Below are 20,284 nucleotides of genomic sequence, written 5' to 3'. Positions count from 1 at the left end.
CGAAAACGTGAGCGGGGGTGTCCTGCGCAGGACACCCCCGCAAGCGTTGTCAGAACTGATAGCCGAACCCGGCGGACGCCCCGGCCCGCCCGCGCGAATCATAGCTGCCGCTCAGTTTCACCACGCTATGCTGGTCCGTCATCGCCTTCGAAAAGCCGAACGCTACGGCCGATTCTCCGCCATAGGTTCCACCCGCGATGGCGATCATTCCCTTGCCGGCGATATAGGCTTGCGGAAGGCCTGCTGTAGCGAGCGCCCCTGCGGTCCCGGCATAATTGTCGCGGCGAACGTCTTTGATATCATAATCAAGTGCCGCGAACCGGGCGTCGGTATAGCTGTTGGCGGTATCGATCGCACTGGCGAGACCATCGTTCATCTGCTGCACATCGACAGCGTCGGTCGCCGCAACACCGGGCGCAACATTGTGCACTTCAACCGGGTTGTCCGCATCCTGCCCGCCCAGGGCAACCTCATTATGGGCGGATGTCACATAGTGTACGGCATTCTGCTCCCTCGACATCGCAGCGTTTGCGGTCGACTGCGCATTTGCCACGGCCTGATTGGTTTCATTCAACTGATTGCCGTTTACCGCATCGGTCGATCCTTCCGCGACGGTGCCGTCGGCCACGTTATGGATTTCCACCGCTTCCGACGCATTTCCGCCTTCCAGCGTGATCGAATTGGTTCGGTTGCCATCGTCGTCGGTGTCATAGGAAACCGCGTTCACCGCTGTCAGCGCCAGCTCATAGACCTGCCCGCCATTGACCGCGTCGGTGGAGCCTGCCGAAATCGAACCGTCGCCGACATTGTGCAGCGCCACAGACCCGTCATCGGCGCCCACCAGAGTTACATCGTTGCTCCTCACTCCGCCGTTAGGAACGGTAGGTGTGGACGGATTCGAATATTGAACCGGTCCCGTGCCACCATTCGAAATGCTGTTCGCAAGATTGCTGATCGCGCTGCTGTTGTTCGCGACATTGACGTTGGTCTGATAAAGCTGGGAGCCGTTGACCGCGTCGGTGGAACCTTCCGTCAACGATGCCGCCGCGACGTTGGTGAGCGTACTTCCGCCCGTGCCGCCATCCAGCGTGATCGTGCTGTGGCTGGCATCGTCATATTGAACGCTGGAAGAATCGATCGCGGTCACCTGGTCGGCAACGCCCTGCAACTGGGCGACATTGACCGCGTCGGTCGCTGCCGATCCTGCCGCCAGATTGGTGATCTGGCGTTCTGCGCCCTGTGTGCCGACGGACACCTCGCCTACCGATGTCTGGGGAGTGCCAAGGCCAAGCGCGGTATAGTCGGCCTGCCCGCCCCGGTTGGCTACCGCACCGGAACCCAGCGCGACGCTGTTGGCTGCCGACGCCTCCGCCTCCGGGCCGATCGCCATGCTGTCCTGCGCACTCACCGTGGCAGGGCCGCGCTCGGATTGCACCCGGAAATACGGGCTGTCCAAACCGTCGCTGATCGAAGCATCAATTGCGGCAACGGCTTCCTGAATGCTCGAATAGCTCAGGCCTTCAAAGTCAATGTCGGTCAGCAGCTGGTTGAGCGATGCATCATACACTGTGTTTCCGCCGATCGCGGTCGCCACGCTGCTTCCGAAACCGGCAAGCTGGCTCCCGTTCACTGCATCGGTTGAGTCCGCCGAGAGCGTCCCTTCCGCCACATTGCGCACCGCAACCGGCGTTCCGGCGGTGCCGAGCGTGACGCTGGTCTGGCCCGCATCGTCATATTGCACCGCAAGTCCGGCCAGCGCGTCGAGACCGCTGCTCACATCGAAGAGTTGCCCGCCATTGACCGCATCGGTCGATCCAGCGCTCACATCACCATCGGCGACATTGTGCAGCCCGACCGGTGCATCCGCCGCGCCGATCAGCGCAAGGTCGTTGGTCGGGGTCCCGCCATTGGCTTCGTCAGGGGTCGCCGCATCGCTATACTGTACAGGACCCGCCGCGCCGTTCTGAATGTTCGTCGTCAGGTTGGTGATCGAGCTGCTGTTATCGTCCACCCGGTTGTTGGTCGCGTAAAGCTGGCTCCCGTTCACCGCGTCGGTCGAGTCCGCCGAGAGCGTCCCTTCCGCCACGTTGCGCACCGCAACCGGCGTTCCGGCGGTGCCGAGCGTGACGCTGGTCTGTCCCGCATCGTCATATTGCACCGCAAGTCCGGCCAGCGCGTCGAGCCCGCTGCTCACATCGAAGAGCTGGCCGCCATTGACCGCATCGGTCGATCCAGCGCTCACATCGCCATCGGCGACATTGTGCAGCCCGACCGGCGCATCCGCCGCGCCGACCAGCGCAAGGTCGTTGGTCGGGGTCCCGCCATTGGCTTGGTCGGGGGTCGCCGCATCGCTATACTGCACCGGACCCGCCGCGCCGTTCTGAATGTTCGTCGTCAGGTTGGTGATCGAGCTGCTGTTGTCGTCCACCCGGTTGTTGGTCGCGTAAAGCTGGCTCCCGTTCACCGCATCGGTGGAGTCCGCCGAGAGCGTGCCGTCCGCCACGTTGCGCACCGCAACCGGCGTTCCGGCGGTGCCGAGCGTGACGCTGGTCTGGCCCGCATCGTCATATTGCACCGCAAGTCCGGCCAGCGCGTCGAGACCGCTGCTCACATCGAAGAGCTGGCCGCCATTGACCGCATCGGTCGATCCCGTGCTCACATCGCCATCGGCGACATTGTGCAGCCCGACCGGCGCATCCGCCGCGCCGACCAGCGCAAGGTCGTTGGTCGGGGTCCCGCCATTGGCTTGGTCGGGGGTCGCCGCATCGCTATACTGCACCGGACCCGCCGCGCCGTTCTGAATGTTCGTCGTCAGGTTGGTGATCGAGCTGCTGTTGTCATCCACCCGGTTGTTGGTCGCGTAAAGCTGGCTCCCGTTCACCGCATCGGTGGAGTCCGCCGAGAGCGTCCCCTCCGCCACGTTGGAAATCGTCGTGCCATCCGCACCGGCAAGCGTGACCTGATCCTGGGCCGCGGTGTCGTACAGCACAGCGGTGCCTGCGACATCGCCGATCTGTGCGGCGACGCTCGTCAGCTGGGCCACGTTGACCGCATCGGTCGGCGAAGAGCCCGGCGCGACGTTGGTTATCTGGCGCGGCGCTCCAATCACGCCGACAGACAATTCTCCTGCCGAATCCTGCGTCCCCGACAGGCCGAAGGCGGTATATCCGGTAAGCGGCCCGCGATCCGCGACGCTGCCCGCGCCGAGCGCAATGCTGTTGGCGGCGGTCACGCTGCTGCCCGATCCCAATGCCAACCCTCCGGTTGCATTGGCACCCACGCTGGCGCTGGTGCCCATCGCGATCGAATTGACCGCAGTCGCATCCGTAGTAGCGAGGTTGCCGAAAGCGATCGAATTTTCTTCTCCCGCGACGGCATCCTGACCATTGGTTCCCAACCCGGTGATGCGGTTGCCACCGATGGAAATGCCCCCTTCGGTATCCAGCGAATAGGAGTCCGATTGCAGGTCGCACCGATCGGTGGGCCCTACGATCGTACCGTCGGTGTTGAGGACGCGCAGCGTAATCGGATCACCGTTCGCGGCATCGGTTAGCAATTGCGTGGTGTCGATGCTGAGTGGATCGATTCCCACCAGCGTCAGAGCACCCAGCAGCGAATTGACCGTTCCCTGAACAGGATCGGCCACGCCGGTGATGACGGGGCTCATGATATCGGTGACCGCGGATCGCGGAAGGCTGACGCCCGAACATGCGCTTACCAGATTGGGCGTGGCTGTCTGGGCATTGGCACACGGCAGCATGGTTGCTGCTGCGAGCACGGCGCTGCATACGCCAAATCCATATTTGATTGTAGATCGCTTGCTGGCTCTGTCCCCAATTCTGCGACCAGATTTCTCAAATTCAGATTTAATATGCAACACCATCTTACTTCCCTCCGTTTATGAGGGACCCGATAATTTACAATACTATATTATACACAGGCCCCTTTTTATGTGCTGACATCACTTACGCTATGCATAGAATAGTTTGCCTGATATATTAATAATTGGTTTAATAAATACATCAGACGGATACGATAATGTATACGTTTACATTTTGCAAAGTGCTCTTTAATGTCTTCATGCATGAATTTCGCGCATATTTCAGTTCTTGTTTGATATATTTCACATGGTCCATAATGGACTAATCACCTACTTATCGGTGGCCACCGGCTTGTCTGACAAATTGTTTCGGGATTGCGCCGGCTGAATCATCATAAAAGCGATTTTTGCGCTTTTCCCGCGACCAAACATTGCTAATCCCCGGTTTCCGAAGTCGGCACAGCGCCGACACGGTCTTTTGCCATGAGCAACAGGAGATGACGTTGTTCCGGTCCACAAAACCGTCGATGTCCGGCCGCTGCGTCGCGACTGCCGTGTCGGCTGTGTTGACCTGTCTGTTCGCCGCGTTGCCCCTGCACGCCGCCGCGCAATCCACCGTGCCGGGGTTCGAACTGGTCCACAACGCGCCCGCCGGAACCTCGCTCGCGACTCCCGACCTTCGTGATCCCGCCACGACCTGGGTCGATATGATCAACGGCGCGAAGCACGACATCGCGATCGAACAATTCTATGTCGCGGGCAAGCATGGCGAAGCGCTGGACGCCGTGATCGAGGCGCTTCGGTCCGCTGGACAGCGCGGCGTCCATATCCGCTTTCTGATGGAAAAGAAGGGGGAAGCGCTGTCCGAACCGGCGACGATCGACCGCCTGAAGTCGATCCCCAATCTCAGCTTTCGGACGATCGCCTGGGCCGATGTCGCGGGCAGCGGCATCATTCACGCCAAATTCTTTATCGTCGATGCTCGGGCGGCCTATATCGGAAGCCAGAATTTCGACTGGCGGTCACTCTCGCAAATCGACGAAACCGGGCTTCGTATCACCCAAAGCCGCATCGTCCACCAGCTTCAGGCGATTTTCGAACAGGACTGGCAGGCGCAGGAGCGGATCGCGCACGGCAAAAGCGTGCCACCACTTCGCAACTTCGGATATGCCCCGACGGCAGGGCACGCGCTGCTGGTCGCCAGTCCCAACACCTATGACCCACGTGGCATAGGCGATTCGCAAGCGACGCTGGTCCGGCTGATCGGCGCTGCGAAACGCGAAATCGCGATCGAGGTGATGGAATATTCCACGACCGCGTTCGGCGGCGGCGAATATCATGTCATCGACGATGCCCTGCGCGCCGCAGCAAAGCGCGGCGTAAAGGTCCGGCTGATGATCGCTGACTGGGCGCTGACCGATCAGCGCCTGCCTGGGCTGATCAGCCTTGCCGCGGTGCCGGGGGTCGAAATTCGCGTCGCCAGCATTCCGCAGCCCGACAGCGGCGCGATACCCTATGCCCGGGTGGTACATACGAAGGTCATGACGATCGACGAAAGCATCGCGTGGATCGGCACCAGCAACTGGGAGGGCGGCTATCTGGATACCTCACGCAATGTCGAGGTCGTCCTGCACGATGCGAAGATGGCGGCACGCGTTCGCGCGCTGGAAAACCGGCTATGGACAAGCGACTATGCAAGCTCGCTTGCCGAAGCGCGCCGCCGGCCGCCGGTTCATCCCGGCGGCTGATCGTCACACGAGGTCGAGCGTGCCGGTAAGGTCCCCCGGCGGCGGGCCGCCGGCCGCAATCATCGCCCGCTCACGCTCAACAAGGCCGGGCAGTTTTTTCAGGCCGAATCGGCGCGTAAGGAAACGCGCGATCGATCCGGTGTCGTAAATCGTGTGATCGACGCTGCCGTGCTTCGCATGGGGCGATATGACCAGTGCGGGCACGCGGGTGCCCGGCCCCCAACGGTCGCCCTTTGGCGGGGCGACATGGTCCCACCAGCCGCCATTTTCGTCGAACGTGACGACGACCAACATCTTTTCCCATTGCGGGCTGGCGCGCAGCGTTTCGATAACGCCCGCGATATGCCGGTCACCGGCATCCACATCGGAATAGCCCGCATGCATGTTCAGGCTACCCTGCGGCTTGTAATAGGAAACCGCGGGCAGTTGCCCTGCCTGCGCATCCGCGAGGAAGCGATTGGTGCGCGCGGTTTCGCCGGTGCCGCCGTCGCGCAGCCGCCGCTTTCGCGCGTCGGTGCCCGGTGCGAACTGCTTGAAATAGTTGAGCGGCTGATGATGCGGCTGAAAATTGGGTTCGGAGGGAAAAGCCTTATCGCTGCCATGCCCCTGCATCGCCGCATCCCAGCCCCCGGCATACCAGGCCCATTCGATACCCCGGTCAGACAGCATGTCGCCAATCGTGGCATAGCCCTGCGGAACCATCGTATGCGAATCCGACCAGTCGGCATAGCCCGGTCGCGTCGGATCGAGCCGATAGGTCGGCGCATAAGGCGGCAACATCGTATTGACCGCGTAAAAATCGGGCGAGAGCGAATTGGGAACGAAGCGTACTGGCCCCTCCATCGCGCTGGCTGGCGAATTTGCGGCCTGTTTGGGCCGGATGCCTTTGGGATCGTTGCCTTCGATCGCCGTGATACGATCCCGCGCGGGGCTGTGGTCCGCATCGGGATAGAAGGGCGGCCGCGCGGCGATCAGATATTGATGGTTCAGGAACGATCCGCCGAACGCACCCATGAAGAAATTATCGCATAGCGTGAATTCGCGTGCGATCTGCCACAAGCGAAGATTCGCCGAATTGTCGCCGTAGCGGCCCATGGTGAGCGCACCCGAATCGCCCCACGCTACGAAACCGTCGTTGCGCCCGCCATTGATCTGCAACTGATTGTTGTAAAAAGCATGGACCAGATCGCGCGTGACGATCCCCTGCGGCAACGGATCGCCTTCGGGCGTGCGCAACGCAAAAGGCGCGTTGGGCAAGGCGGGCAAGTCATCCTGCCCGATCGCGAATTCGCGATGCCGCACAACCTGCTTGTTCGGCACCAGTCCGTCCCAGATGGGCGGTAGTTCGGCCAGAACGCTGCCGTCCCGATCGCGCTGGATCCAGCGGTCGCGCGAAATTTCGGAAACAGGCTGCTCCAGTCCCGGAAAATCGCCGAACAGATTATTGAAACTGCGATTTTCGGCGTAAATTACAACCACGGTGTCGATGTGCCGCCGCAGCAGCTCGTCGGTGACGCCGCCACCTGCCGGACGCTCGGCAGCCGCCGCCGTTTCCGACGATGTCGCGCCGCCCATCGCGGCCAGACCTGCCGCGGCGGCAACGCCGCCCAGCAATTGCCGGCGGCGTGGATCAGCAAGATCGCTGGCGGAATTCTTCGGTTTCTTGTGATCTGTCATATTGCCCGCATCGCTAGCATGAGTATCGATCGCATGGCTACTAAGGATGTCCTGTCTCATTTCGATGACAGCGGGCCAGTCCCGGTCTTTCCGGACTTGCCCCTTTTGCGGTGGTGGTTCAGGTTCGCCCGATGAAGCCCCTCTTCGCTCTGCTCATCGCCCTTTCCCTGTCCGCATGCGCGACGACATCGGCGAGCGTTCCGGCACCGGAGCAACAGGTGAGCGCATCCGTCGCGCCGTTCGCCGCGCCGGACCGCGAAATGATGATCCCGGTGCAAGGCGGACGCGTCTATGTCCGCATCAACGGTCAAATCGGCGAAGGCCGGATTCCGGCAATTTTCATTCATGGCGGCCCAGGGGGCACGCATAACGGCTTTGCGCAGGTACTTGGCCTTGCCGATGAAAGACCCGTCATCCTGTACGATCAGCTCGACAGCGGCAAATCCGACAGGCCGAACGATCCGGCGAACTGGCGCGTCGGTCGCTTCGTCGATACGCTGGAAACGATCCGCAAGACGCTCGGCATCGAACGCTGGCATGTGGTGGGGCACAGTTGGGGGTCGGCGCTGGCGCTGGAATATTCCGCGCGCTATCCCGATCATGTCGCCTCGACCGTTCTGGCGGGAACCTATATCTCGACCAAAAGATGGATCGCTGACGCCAACAAACTTCTCAAACGACTGCCCCAACCAGTGCAGGATACGATCGCGGCATGTGACGGCGCTAGTCCGCCCCCACCCGATACGTGTCGGTCGGCTACGGCGCAATTTTATCACGCCTTTAACGGGCGTGAACCGGCGAGTTCAGCGGAACGCGCCTACGCCAAAAGGATTGGCGGTCAGGGCTTCAATCCGGTCATCTACAATGCGATGTGGGGGCCGAGCGAGTTTCGCTCAACCGGCTCGCTCAAAAATTATGATGCCGTTCCGCTTCTGCAAAAGATCGACGGTTCCAAAACATTGTTCCTGATCGGTCAATATGATGAAGCGCGGATCGATACCGTGCAGGATTATGTTGAAAGCACGCCGCATTCCGAACTTGGCGTCATACCGGGCGCGGCGCACGGCATCTTCAACGACCGCCCGGCGGAGACCGAAGCGATATTGCGCGCCTGGTTCGAACGGCATGACGGACCCTGATACGCCCCGCAAATAACCGGATCGCGATCAATATGCTCGCGATACGAATGATATACCATCACTTATATAGCGCCGATTCATAAGGAAATACCATGCAGGCCAAGCCGACCGCGAAGCGTCTTTTCCATGTTCTGAAAACCGGGGCGAGCGCGTTCATCCTGGGTATGACGCTGACCGCCCATCCCGGTCTTGCGGCCGATCGGACGCAGCAAACGAGCGAAGCGACGACCGGGCAGCAGGATGTCACCCGTGCGACACTGAAAAACGGCCTGCGCGTCGTGATCGTGCGCAACACGCTTGCCCCGGTGGTTACGACCGAAATGAACTATCTCGCCGGTTCGAACGAAGTGCCCGACGGCTTTCCCGGCACGGCGCACGCCGTGGAACATATGATGTTTCGCGGCAGCCCCGGCCTCGACAAGGATCAGATCGCGGCGCTGGCGGCGAATATGGGCGGCAATTTCAATGCCGACACGACCGAGGATGTCACCCAGTATTTCTTTACCGTTCCGGTCGACGATCTGGCCGTGGCGCTTCGCATCCACGCGATTCGGATGCGCGGCGTGGATATGAAGCAACCCGAATGGGAAAAGGAACGCGGTGCGATCGAACAGGAAGTGTCGCGCGACCTGTCCAATCCCACGTTCAAATTTTATACCGAACTTCGATCGCGGATGTTTTCGGGTACGCCCTATGCCCACACACCGCTGGGCACGCGTTCCTCTTTCGACAAGACGACGGCGGCATCGCTGAAGCAGTTCCACGACACCTGGTATGCGCCGAATAACGCCATTCTGGTGATCGCGGGCAATGTCGATCCGCAGGCGACGCTCAGACAGGTCCGCGCGTTGTTTTCCGACATTCCGCGAAAGAAGCTGCCGCAACGTCCTGATTTCAAGCTGCAACCGGTAGAGTCGCACACGATCGAATTGCCGTCCGACCTTCCCTATGGCCTTGTCCTGCTATCCTATCGGATGCCCAGCCTACGCGCCGACGATTATGCAACGGCGCTGGTACTGTCGCAGGCGCTGGATTCCAAACGCGGCGCGCTGTTCGGCATGGGGCTGACCGGAAAGGCGCTATATGGCGGTTTTTCTTCCGATTTTCTGCCGAACGGCGGGTTCGCCTATGCGCAAGGCGTGTTTCCGCGCGACGGTGATTCCGCTGGTGTTTTGCAAACGATGCGCGACATTCTGGCGAAAACGGCAAGCGACGGTGTTTCGGCCGATCTGGTCGAAGCGGCGAAGCGCCGCGCGATCGCCGATCTGGAATATCAGAAAAATTCGGTCGAAGGACTTGCCAATGCATGGTCGCATGCACTCGCCTTTGCCGACGCGGATTCGCCCGATGCGGTGAAGGCGAAGATCGCCGCCGTCACGCCGGGTGAGGTCGATGCCCTCGCCAGGCGGGTGCTGGCCCCGGATCACGCGATCACCGCTGTTCTGACCCCACAGGATTCGGGCGAACAGGTTGCAAGCAAGGGCTTTGGCGGTGCGGAGAATTTCGGTGGATCGCCGGACGGCCCCGTAACGTTGCCCGACTGGGCGCAAACCGCCTTTGCAACATTGCCGGAACCGAAATCGGCGATCCACCCGACCGATTTCAGGCTGGCGAACGGCCTGCGCGTCATCGTTCAGCCCGAAAGCGTAAGCGATACCGTACAGGTTTTCGGTCAGATCGAAACGAACGAGGATATTCAGGCCGCCAAGGGGCAGGAAGGCGTTGCCGATGTGCTAGACGACATGTTCGATTTCGGCACCACCCATCTCGACCGCCTGCAATTTCAGGCCGCGCTCGATACGATCAGCGCGCATGAAAGCGCGGGCAGCCGTTTTTCGCTGGCCGTTCCGGCAGACAATTTCGAAGCGGGCATGGCCTTGCTTGCCGACAACGAACTCCATCCAGCGCTGCCCGATCAGGCATTTCAGGTCATGCAGCAGCGCGAAGCGGGATCGGCGGCAGGCATCGTAAAGTCCCCCGACTTTCTTGATCGCATCGGGATGGAACGCGCGCTGCTGCCCAAAAATGACCCGGCGCTGCGCTACGCCACGCCCGCTACGGTCAGCAGCCTGACGCTGGACGATGTCAAACGCTATTATGCCGACACCTATCGACCGGACATGACGACCATCGTAATTATCGGAAACATCACGCCCGAAAAGGCCCGGCAGGTGGCCGAAAAGACCTTTGGCGGCTGGCAGGCAAGCGGGCCGAAGCCAAACACCGACTACCCGGCGGTGCCTGTCAACGAAACCGCACGCCAGTTCAACACGCCCGTGGCCACGTCGGTGCAGGATTCGGTGACGATGGCGCAGCAAATCCCGCTCACTACGCACAGCGAAGACCGATATGCCCTGAACGCGGGCAATCTGGTGTTGAGCGGCGGTTTTTACGCGGCGCGGCTGACGCGCGACCTGCGCGAAAAACGCGGTCTTGTCTACACGGTCGGCAGTGGACTTGATCTCGATGCGAACCGCGGCCGGTATGCCGTTTATTTCGGCAGCGACCCCGACAAGGTTGGACAGGCGCACGACCTGATCATCCACGACCTGCGCCAAATGCAGGATGCGCCCGTGTCGCCGAGCGAACTGCATCAGGCAAAGAGCATGCTGCTTCGACAGCTACCGCTGGGCGAAGCGAGTTTCGGCGATATCGCGCAGCAATTGTTGCAATTTTCGCTCGATGACAAGCCGCTCGACAGCGACATGATCGCCGCGCGCCACTATGCCGCGCTCACCGCCCCGCAAATTCAGGCGGCTTTCCGCAAATATCTGCGCCCTGATGCCTTTGTCACTGCCGTAAAGGGGCCAGCACCGGGACAATGACGCTTATAGCGGGCGGCCCGTTTTCCACCGCGAACGGGTCGCCCGCGCCGATTGCCGCCCGGAGCCTCTTCAGGTCACCTGGAAACCGCGCCAGAACATATCGTCCCGGTCGATCCAGATCGTGTTCAGACCGGTGGCGATGGCGGATCCTTCGATCGACGGAATAATTGCCGGCTGGCCGTCAAGCGTTACCGTTTGTTCGATACGCCCGGTGAATCTGCTGCCGATATAGCTTTCATGGACGAAGCGTTCTCCCACGCCCAGACGGCCGGTGGCATGCAGATGCGCAAGCCGCGCCGATGTTCCGGTGCCGCACGGGCTGCGGTCGATCGCGCGGTCACCGTAGAATACGGCGTTGCGTCCGTCAGCGCCCTCCCCCTTTGCGGCATCGGTCCACAATATATGGCTGACGCCCTGAATGGTCGGGTCCAGTGGATGCACCGGCGTTATCACCTCGCGCAAAGCTGCGCGGACCTTCGGGCTGAGGTCGAGCAGGCGTGCGGCGCCAAGCGCATCCAGGCCAGTATAGGCGCCCTGCGGTTCGATGATCGCGTAAAAATTACCTCCATAGCTGATGTCCACCGTTAGCGGACCGATCCCGTCGACCGTGACCTGAATGCCGCGTGCCGCCACATAGGACGGGATATTGGTGATCCGGACAGATGTGACCCGATTTCCCTCCTGCTCATACCGGATATCGATCAGTCCGGCGGGCACCTCGACACGCACCCGCCCCGGTTCAGCGGGGTGGATGAGGCCGTTTTCGATCCCGAAGGTGATAAGACCAATCGTCCCGTGGCCGCACATCGGAAGGCAGCCGGATGTTTCGATAAAGAGTATCCCGACATCCGCCTCCGGCATCGTGGGGGGATACAGGAAACCGCCCGACATCATGTCGTGACCACGCGGTTCGAAGCAAAGGCCGGTGCGAATCCAGTCGAAACGCGCAAGAAAATCCTGGCGCCGTTCGGACATGGTGGCGCCTTTCAGCGGGGGCGCGCCCCCCGCCACCAGACGGACGGGATTACCGGCGGTGTGACCGTCGATGCAGAAAAACATATGTCGCATGAAAACCGTCAATCAGTGTGGGACGGGAGGGCGCTTCGCGGGCCGCAGAGTGCCATATGACCAGGCCAAACCATCTCGCGGGCCGTTCCCGCCCCTGTTTGAGAGGCGGAAGAGCCTCCTCCGCGATTAGCACTCATAATTGATAGTCGTTCCCACGATTGCGTACTCATATCGTATACGATACGTCGGTTGCCTACGCAACTGGGACGAAACCAAGATGATAATCGTGATCGGCGGCGGAATCGTGGGGCTTACCTGCACGCTCGCGCTCGCCCGTGCCGGCCATGACGTAATTGCGTTCGCGCCTGTCGATGATGCGGCCCCATCCTGGGGCAATGCCGGGCATATTGCCGTGGAACAGATCGCGCCGCTGGCTTCGCGCGCATCGCTGGCGAGCGCGATCGGTCGACTGACGATTTTCGGCGGAGCGCTTGCTCTGCCGCCGCGTATGATGCGCGACTGGCTGCCCTTCTCGCTCGATTTCGTGAAGGCCTCGACACCGGCACGCTTCACCGCCGGTCGCGTCGCGCTCGCCGAGTTGATGGCGCTTGCCTTTCCGGCCTGGCGACGCCTTGTCGATACGCTCGATGCGCACGACCTTCTCTCGGACGCGGGGCACCTGATGGTCTGGGAAACGGAAGCTTCCGGTGAAACAGGCTATCGGACATGGCAAAACGCCGATATCGGTACAGCCGCATTTACGGCTGCGTCACCAAAGGATGCTGCCCGGATCGACGCACTGATGCGAAAGCCCTTGCACCGCCCTGCACTGTTCACCGGAAGCGGCCAGATTCGCGACCTTACCGAACTTCGCGAACTGCTTCGCCGCGCCGTGGCTGACGCCGGTGTTGCGGTGCATGACCTTTCGGCGACGCTGGAATTGCGCGACGGTCGTGCAGTCGTGAACGGCGTTTCGGCGGACGCGGTGCTGGTCGCGGCCGGCATCGGATCGCGTGCTTTGATGGAGCAGGCTGGCCATCGCACCCCGTTGATCGCGGAGCGGGGATATCACATTCGCGCGCACGCCGGAGACTGGCCCGCCGATCTGCCGCCGGTTGTGTTCGAGGATCGATCGATGATCGTCACGCGCTATGCCGACTGCGTACAGGCGGCCAGCTTCGTCGAACTGGGCAACAGCCGCATGCCCCCCGATCCACGCAAATGGCGCAGACTGGAACGCCATGTCGCCGAACTCGGCCTGCCATTGCATCCTCCCTTCCGCCGCTGGATGGGCAGTCGGCCTACCCTGCCCGACTATCTTCCCGCAATCGGCAGGTCGCGCCACGCTTCAAACCTGTTTTACGCGTTCGGCCACCAGCATCTCGGCCTGACGCTTGCCCCCGCCACCGCTGACATCATCGCGGCGATGATTGCGCAAACCACGTTGCCGATCGACATCGCGCCGTTCGATATCGCCCGTTTCGCAAAATAAAGGAAAGCCGAATGATCGGTGGATCAACGCCCGAAGCAGAACTTTCCGACCTGAGCCGCTGGCCCGACCCGGCACCCGCAATCACACGCGGGGAACGCGATACGAGGCTGAACCAGCTTCGCGCGCTGGCTGGCGAAGCAGGCGCCGATGCGGTGCTGGTGAATGTCGGCCCCAACCTGCGTTATTTCACGGGCGTCCCCTGGCAACCGAGCGAACGGCTCGTCGCGATGCTGGTGCCAGTCACTGGCACACCGACGATGATCTGCCCCGCTTTCGAACTGGGAACGCTTGAAGCGGACCTCGCCATCGATGTGGACATGCGCCTTTGGGAAGAGGATGAAGACCCCATCGCGTGTATCGCCGACGCGGCTGGTTCAGGTGCATGCCAGACGCTTGCGGTCGATCCGCTGTTTCCCTTTCAATGGGCGGAACGATTGCGCGCGGCGGTTTCCTGCACCCTGATCGACGGCGGACCGCCAATCGATCGTTGCCGGATGATCAAATCCCCCGCCGAACTGGCGCTTCTGACTCAGGCCAAGGCGATGACGCTGGAAGTGCATCGACGTACTGCTCGCATCCTGCGTCCCGGAATTATGGCAAGTGAGGTGGTGCGCTTCATCGACGCTGCGCATCGCGCGCTGGGGGCGGTGGGGTCCAGCTTCTGCATCGTCCAGTTCGGGCGGGCCACCGCCTATCCCCACGGGCTTCCCGGCGACCGCGCGCTCGAAGACGGCCAGCTTGTGCTGGTCGATACCGGCTGTCTGGTAGAGGGATATCATTCGGACATCACCCGAACCTATGCCTTTGGCGAGGTGGGCGAGGCAGAACGCGAAATCTGGACGATCGAGGCAGCCGCCCAACAGGCGGCGTTCGATGCGGTGCTTCCCGGCCGCATCTGCGAGGATATCGATGCAGCGGCGCGTGGCGTGATCGAAAAGGCCGGACTGGGTCCGGGTTATCGCCTGCCCGGCCTGCCGCACCGCACCGGCCATGGCATCGGCCTTTCGATTCACGAACCCGCCTATCTGGTTCGCGGCGATAAAACAGTGCTGACACCGGGCATGTGTTTTTCGAACGAACCGATGCTGGTCGTGCCCGATCGGTTCGGTATCCGGCTTGAAGATCATTTCCATGTGACCGAAACCGGCGCGGCATGGTTCACCCGCCCGCAAACATCGATCGATCAGCCCTTTGCGTGAGCCATTCGGAACCGGGCGGCGGCAATCAGGCCGCCGTTCCCGGTTTCGCGGTGAAAACACGGACACCGAAAACCGGCCCTGCGGTGCTACCGTCATGCGGTCGAAACTTCACCCGGACCTGCTGCTTGTCCTTCGTCAGCGCTTGCGGCAGGCGATATTCGATATCGATGAACGCGCCCGGTTTGTCCTGTTCAAGATGTTGGGTTGCAATCTTCACGTCGTCGACAAGGACGTCGAAGTCACGACTGCGCTCGCCGCCCCAATAGCTTGCCTGCAGGATCAGCGGGCCGGGCTTTACCTTCATATCGAATTCGAAAAACCCGCCAGACCGCGCATCGCGTCCGTTACGACCGCGATAGGTAACCGGATAAGAGATTTCCGATACCAGATCATGGTCGCGCTCGGGCTGCATCTCGCCAAGATGCATGACATCGACTGATCGCACCGCGATGTCCTTGGCACGCGCCTGCTCGGCACGAAACGCCGCTTGCTGGGCTTTCCATTGCGGTTCGGTGAAGCGCCGGAAATAAACCGCGCTTCGGCGGTTATACTGGCTGTAGAACGGCACGAACTGTAAGTCGCCGGGACGGATAACGCCCTTTGCCTCGTAAATCCCGCGATCGCCGGCAAGCGGGGTGAATGCCGCCAGCAGATCGGTCCCGACCATCGCCGGGTCCACCGTTTCGAACTCGTCCTCGACCGGTCCCAGATCGGCGGCGAGCACCATCGGCCCGTGTACGACAGCGACGGTATTCGCGGCGCCGGCAGTGGGCTCGATCCGCAACTCCAGCGGTGTGACCAGCGCGATGCTGTCGCCTTCCTTCCAGTTGCGCTCAATGATCGCATAGCCGCGCTCCATCGCCACAGGAACCGGTTTTCCATTGACCGAAATCGTTGCCGCGGCTCCGGCCCAGCCGGGAATCCGGACCGCCACCGGAAAGTGTCCCGGCTTTGCCAGCCGGTCGAAGGTCAGCCGCGTTTCGGGCCCGAACGGATAACTGGTGTCGAGCGTCATTTCGGCTCCGCGCGTCTTCCAGCGCGCTTCGCATGGAATGAAAAGGTTGACGAACAGCATCCTCTCGCCTTCCCAGAAAATCGCTTCGCCATGTTTCGAATGGCTTTCCATGCCCGTCCCGACGCAGCACCAGAAGGCATCCTCCCCCGGCTTGGAATATTCGCGCGCCGTTCCGGTCATCAGCGGTGTCATATAGGTGAACCCTGCGGTCCGGGGATGCTGCGCGGCCAGAACATGGTTGAGATGCGCGCGCTCATAATAGTCGAACAATGCCCCGTCCGGATTCCACCCGAAGAGATGTCCGGTCAGCTTTAGCATATTGTAAGTGTTGCAATGCTCGCATGTCTGTTCGGTGATATGCTGCGCGATGGTGTCGGGGGCGGAGAAATACTCGCGGTCGGCGTTGCCGCCGATGACATAGCTGTGATGGCCGGTGACGGTTTCCCAGAAAAAGCTCGGCGCGACACGCTGCGCCTCCTTGCCCGTCAGTTCGTGCAGCCGGGCCAGTCCGATCAGTTTGGGCACCTGCGTATTGGCGTGCAGATTAGCCAGTTCATCCTTGCGCTCGGCCAGCGGATCGAGAATCTTGTTATCGTAAATCCGCTCGGCGATACGCAGCCAGCGCATGTCACCGGTACGTGCGTATATTTCGGCAAAGCTTTCGTTCAGCCCGCCATATTCGCAGGCCAGCACCTCCTGCATCTGCGCTTCGTCAAGCGCGGCAAACACCCGTTCGAAATAGCCGCCCAGTGCGATGGCGACCTTCATCGCCTTGTCATTGCCGCACAATGCCTGCACGTCCAAAAGCCCGGCGAAGAGCTTGTGAACGGTATAGAGCGGCGACCAGGCGCCGTTCAGATCGAACCCGCCCGAACGAATATCGCCGCCCATGATCTCGGGGAAAATCTCTTCGCCATCGACCACGCTGCCATCCTTGCGCTTGCGCTGAAGCGCGCCGACATATCCGGTGCCGCGTTTTTCCTGCGCAAGTGCGAGTTCGTCGACAATGTAATTTGCACGCTCGCACGCTTCTTCATCGCCGGTCTGCGCATGGGTCAGCGCGAGCGCGGAAAGATAATGGCCCAGCGTATGGCCCGCGATCGTGTCGCTTTCCCAGCCGCCGTAAATCTCGCCCTTTGGCTCAAGTCCCGCATAGAGGCGGAAATTATGCAGCAGCCGGTCGGGGCTTAGCCGCATCAGATATCCACGATTGATCTCAACCGCACTTGCATAATCCGAAGGTAGCAGGCGAATGTCGGAAAGCGGCAGCGGCTTCGCCCCTTTGGGAAGGCGAGAGGCGGACGTTTGCGCAAGGGTAATCCCACTGCGCGCGGCAAATGCGCTGGCGGCGGCACCGATGAGAAGCATCCTGCGGGTTGTCATGTCGCCCTCCTGAAAATTGAGATACCGTATACGATATAGATGTCAGTATGAGGGTCAATCGGTGACAGCCTAATAACGCCAGTAGTTCGTATATGGTATAATATGTTTGACTGCACTGTTTCCTGCGCATTATCGTGCACGCGATCGGCGTGCGATCCAGACAGACCGGCGTGCTCGGCGAAGAGGAGGACAGTATCAAACCCGCCTATCCGACGGCTATCGCCGCTTTGCTCATCGCGACGACGCTTGCCGGATCGGCGCAGCATTCGGCTTTTGCGCAAATCGTACTCAATGCCGTTCCAACGCCCGTCGCACAGTCCGTCTTTCGCCTGGCAATGTTCGACATATCGCTGCGCCGGGATACGCAGACGCTCGCGCGTCTTTCTCCAAAATCGGCGCCTGACTTAAGTTTCGTGCCGGCCGACCGCGAAGCCGAACGGGCCGGCGACGGCTATAATCATCTGGGCGACATCAACCTCCGCCTGCGCTTTGCCGGTGAGGGCTGGCGCGACTTCGCCTCGGCGCATCACCGCTCGCCAATCACACCGCTTGCCGTGCATGGTAACACGATCGCCGCCGCTGACATCACCGCGACGATGGGGAGCGGCTTTCCGCTCGATCTTCGCCGCGCGTGGATCGCCGGCGATGACGGCCTGATCTTGCGCTTCACCCTCACCAATCCCACCGATCGTGCAATCGAGATCGGCGGTCTGGGTATGCCGATGGTATTTGATAATATCATCACCGATCGATCGCTGGGAACGGCACATGCAAAGGCCAGTTTCACCGATCCGTATATCGGCCGTGATGCCGGATATCTTCAGGTTACGCGCCTGAACGGCAAAGGCCCCGCGCTTCTGGTCCTGCCCGAAAAGGGCACCCCGCTGGAAGCGTATCGCCCGTTGCGTAACCCGGACGAAGCCGGTGGCGATGCCAATATCTTCACCGAACGCACGCCGCGCAGCCAGACTGCGGAGGGCTTTTACGACTGGACGGTGGCGAGCAAGGGCTTTGCCGAACGCGAATGGAAACAGGCCGGTCGTCAGTGGAATGCGCCGACCAGCATCATCCTGCCGCCCGGCGGCGAACGAAGTTTCGGGGTGCGGCTGGTACAATCGCCAGATATTCGCGGGATCGAAGATACGCTGGCCGCGCATGGCCGTCCGGTCGCAGTCGGCATTCCCGGCTATGTCGTGCCAGCCGACATGGACGCTTCGCTATTCGTGAAAGCGCCGCAAAGGATAACGGGTTTTTCCAGCTTTCCCGACCACTCGCTTACCGTTGCGGAGCAAGCGCCACGCGGGCAATGGCGGCGCTTTGCCGTGACGGGGCACGGGTTCGGCCGGGCGCGGCTGACGATACGCTATGCCGATGGCAGCGCCCAGACGGTCAGCTATTACCTCACCAAGCCGCTGGGTCAGACCGTGGCGGACCTTGGCCGTTTCACCACCACCCGGCAATGGTTCGACGATGCGAACGATCCGTTTCACCGCGCGCCCGCCATCCTGAGCTACGATGATGAAAGCGGCAAAATACTCACTCAGGAAGAACGGGTATGGATCGCCGGGATGAGTGATGAAGGCGGCGCGGGAAGCTGGGTCGCGGCGATGATGAAGCAACTCGACAATCCCGTGCCCGAAGAAGTCGCGAAGCTGGAAACGCTGGTCGACGAAACGGTACTCGGCAAGCTTCAGGTGGCGGACGGCCCCTATGCGGGCGGGGTGAAGAAAAGCCTTTTCTATTACGACCCGAAAGCCTTTCCCGGCTATTACGCACCCGGCACCGACTGGACGGGCTGGACCGCCTGGTCGAAAGAACAGGCGGATGATCTTGGCCGGTCGTTCAACTATCCACACGTCGCGATCGGCCATTGGGTGCTGTACCGGCTCGCGCGCGACCATCAGGGATTGGTGAAGGCGCATCCGGCGAACTGGTATCTCGACCACGCCTATCAAACCATCGTCGCGATGATGCGCGAAGCGCCGCATTATGCGCAATTCGGGCAAATGGAAGGGGAAGTCTTCCTTGAAATTCTAAAAGACCTTTCCCGCGAAGGGATGCGCCGAAAGGCTGCCGATCTGCAAAAGCTGATGAAGACGCGCGCCGATCACTGGGCCACGCTTCGCTATCCTTTCGGCAGTGAAATGGCGTGGGATTCGACCGGCCAACCCGAAGTCTATGCATGGATGCGCTTTTTCAACCACCAGCATCTTGCCGATGAAACGCGCGAGGTGATCCTGGGATATGATCCGACGATCCCAAGCTGGGGCTATAACGGCAATGCGCGACGCTATTGGGATTTTCTGTATGGCGGCAAATATGCGCGTATCGAACGGCAAATTCATCATTACGGATCAACCAACAACGCAATCCCGCTTTTTCAGGCGTATCGCCGTAATCCCGAAGACCTCTATCTTCTGCGCGTCGCCTATGGCGGGTTAATGGGCGGCATCACCAATATCGATCAGAAAGGGTTCGGTTCGGCCGCTTTCCACAGCTGGCCGGACAGGATGCGCTGGGACCCGTATACCGGCGACTACGGCATGGGATTTTTTGGCCATGCCTATGCCAGCGCAACCTATATGGTGAACGACCCGCAATTCGGCTGGATCGCGTTCGGCGGCAATCTGAAACAAAGCGGAGGGCGTATCCGCGTCGTCCCGAAGGACAGCGCGCGATCACGCTTCTTTATCGCGCCCGCCGCGCTCTGGCTGACGCTGGATGCCGGTAAGTTCGACGCGATCGAATTCGATCCCGCCAAAGGCACCGTAAGCATCATGCTCGCACCGGCGACAGCGAATACGGACACGGCTTTTCTGCGGATTGAACGGACCGCCGACGGCCCCGGCTATAGCCTGGCAGGATACGAAAAAGTGCGTGGCGCCTTTTCGATCCCGCTGTCGAGCACCGAGACCAGGATCGTGCTCCATCGCGCCGAAACATAATCTCACCAACGCCTTTCCGGCGCACAAAGTCAT

General features: G+C 61.1%; 10 protein-coding genes. 6 read left to right on the top strand and 4 right to left on the bottom strand.

The window, feature by feature from the left end:
* Window positions 1-49 precede the first annotated feature (49 nt).
* On the bottom strand, window positions 50-3,778 hold the full coding sequence (locus KY084_RS12305) for a YadA-like family protein (protein WP_219238768.1): 3,729 nt from the start codon (window positions 3,776-3,778) through the stop codon (window positions 50-52).
* A 596-nt stretch (window positions 3,779-4,374) separates the two neighbouring features.
* Between KY084_RS12305 and KY084_RS12300 the strand changes: the two genes are divergently transcribed.
* Window positions 4,375-5,568, top strand: a complete 1,194-nt coding sequence (locus KY084_RS12300; RefSeq protein ID WP_219238767.1) for a phospholipase D-like domain-containing protein — start codon at window positions 4,375-4,377, stop codon at window positions 5,566-5,568.
* A gap of 3 nt (window positions 5,569-5,571) precedes the next feature.
* Here the strand turns inward: KY084_RS12300 and acpA are convergent, their stop codons facing one another.
* Entirely contained in the window at window positions 5,572-7,245 is a 1,674-nt protein-coding gene (gene acpA / locus KY084_RS12295; RefSeq protein ID WP_219238766.1) for an acid phosphatase, read from the bottom strand.
* Window positions 7,246-7,463: 218 nt separating this feature from the next.
* Between acpA and KY084_RS12290 the strand changes: the two genes are divergently transcribed.
* Together KY084_RS12290 and KY084_RS12285 are read left to right on the top strand one after the other, a co-directional pair.
* Window positions 7,464-8,384, top strand: a complete 921-nt coding sequence (locus KY084_RS12290; RefSeq protein WP_343228009.1) for a proline iminopeptidase-family hydrolase — start codon at window positions 7,464-7,466, stop codon at window positions 8,382-8,384.
* 92 nt (window positions 8,385-8,476) lie between these two features.
* On the top strand, window positions 8,477-11,209 hold the full coding sequence (locus KY084_RS12285) for a M16 family metallopeptidase (RefSeq protein ID WP_219238764.1): 2,733 nt from the start codon (window positions 8,477-8,479) through the stop codon (window positions 11,207-11,209).
* A gap of 69 nt (window positions 11,210-11,278) precedes the next feature.
* Here KY084_RS12285 and KY084_RS12280 read toward each other — a convergent pair whose 3' ends face one another.
* A complete protein-coding gene (locus tag KY084_RS12280) occupies window positions 11,279-12,277 on the bottom strand; it encodes a 4-hydroxyproline epimerase (RefSeq protein ID WP_219238763.1) in 999 nt (332 codons plus the stop codon).
* A gap of 217 nt (window positions 12,278-12,494) precedes the next feature.
* On the opposite strand from KY084_RS12280, the gene KY084_RS12275 reads away from it, so the two are divergent.
* On the top strand, window positions 12,495-13,709 hold the full coding sequence (locus KY084_RS12275) for an NAD(P)/FAD-dependent oxidoreductase (RefSeq protein WP_219238762.1): 1,215 nt from the start codon (window positions 12,495-12,497) through the stop codon (window positions 13,707-13,709).
* Window positions 13,710-13,720: 11 nt separating this feature from the next.
* The gene (locus tag KY084_RS12270; RefSeq protein WP_219238761.1) at window positions 13,721-14,908 is read left to right on the top strand and encodes a M24 family metallopeptidase; all 1,188 of its coding nucleotides are present in this window, start codon (window positions 13,721-13,723) and stop codon (window positions 14,906-14,908) included.
* A 25-nt stretch (window positions 14,909-14,933) separates the two neighbouring features.
* Here the strand turns inward: KY084_RS12270 and KY084_RS12265 are convergent, their stop codons facing one another.
* Window positions 14,934-17,306, bottom strand: a complete 2,373-nt coding sequence (locus KY084_RS12265; RefSeq protein WP_219238760.1) for a glycoside hydrolase family 127 protein — start codon at window positions 17,304-17,306, stop codon at window positions 14,934-14,936.
* A 149-nt stretch (window positions 17,307-17,455) separates the two neighbouring features.
* Here KY084_RS12265 and KY084_RS12260 point away from each other — a divergent pair, with 149 nt between their 5' ends.
* Window positions 17,456-20,251, top strand: a complete 2,796-nt coding sequence (locus tag KY084_RS12260) for a DUF5695 domain-containing protein (RefSeq protein ID WP_343228008.1) — start codon at window positions 17,456-17,458, stop codon at window positions 20,249-20,251.
* Window positions 20,252-20,284 lie beyond the last annotated feature (33 nt).

The sequence above is a fragment of the Stakelama flava genome (genome assembly GCF_019351405.1).
Lineage (GTDB): Bacteria > Pseudomonadota > Alphaproteobacteria > Sphingomonadales > Sphingomonadaceae > Sphingomonas > Sphingomonas flava_A.
This window is presented reverse-complemented; position numbering and strand designations above follow the sequence as displayed.

Bases quoted from the DNA above. Each gene is read 5' to 3' on its own strand.
- acpA (WP_219238766.1), bottom strand. From the start codon at position 7,245: ATGACAGATCACAAGAAACCGAAGAATTCCGCCAGCGATCTTGCTGAT.
- KY084_RS12285 (WP_219238764.1), top strand. From the start codon at position 8,477: ATGCAGGCCAAGCCGACCGCGAAGCGTCTTTTCCATGTTCTGAAAACC.
- KY084_RS12280 (WP_219238763.1), bottom strand. From the start codon at position 12,277: ATGCGACATATGTTTTTCTGCATCGACGGTCACACCGCCGGTAATCCC.
- KY084_RS12275 (WP_219238762.1), top strand. From the start codon at position 12,495: ATGATAATCGTGATCGGCGGCGGAATCGTGGGGCTTACCTGCACGCTC.
- KY084_RS12270 (WP_219238761.1), top strand. From the start codon at position 13,721: ATGATCGGTGGATCAACGCCCGAAGCAGAACTTTCCGACCTGAGCCGC.
- KY084_RS12265 (WP_219238760.1), bottom strand. From the start codon at position 17,306: ATGACAACCCGCAGGATGCTTCTCATCGGTGCCGCCGCCAGCGCATTT.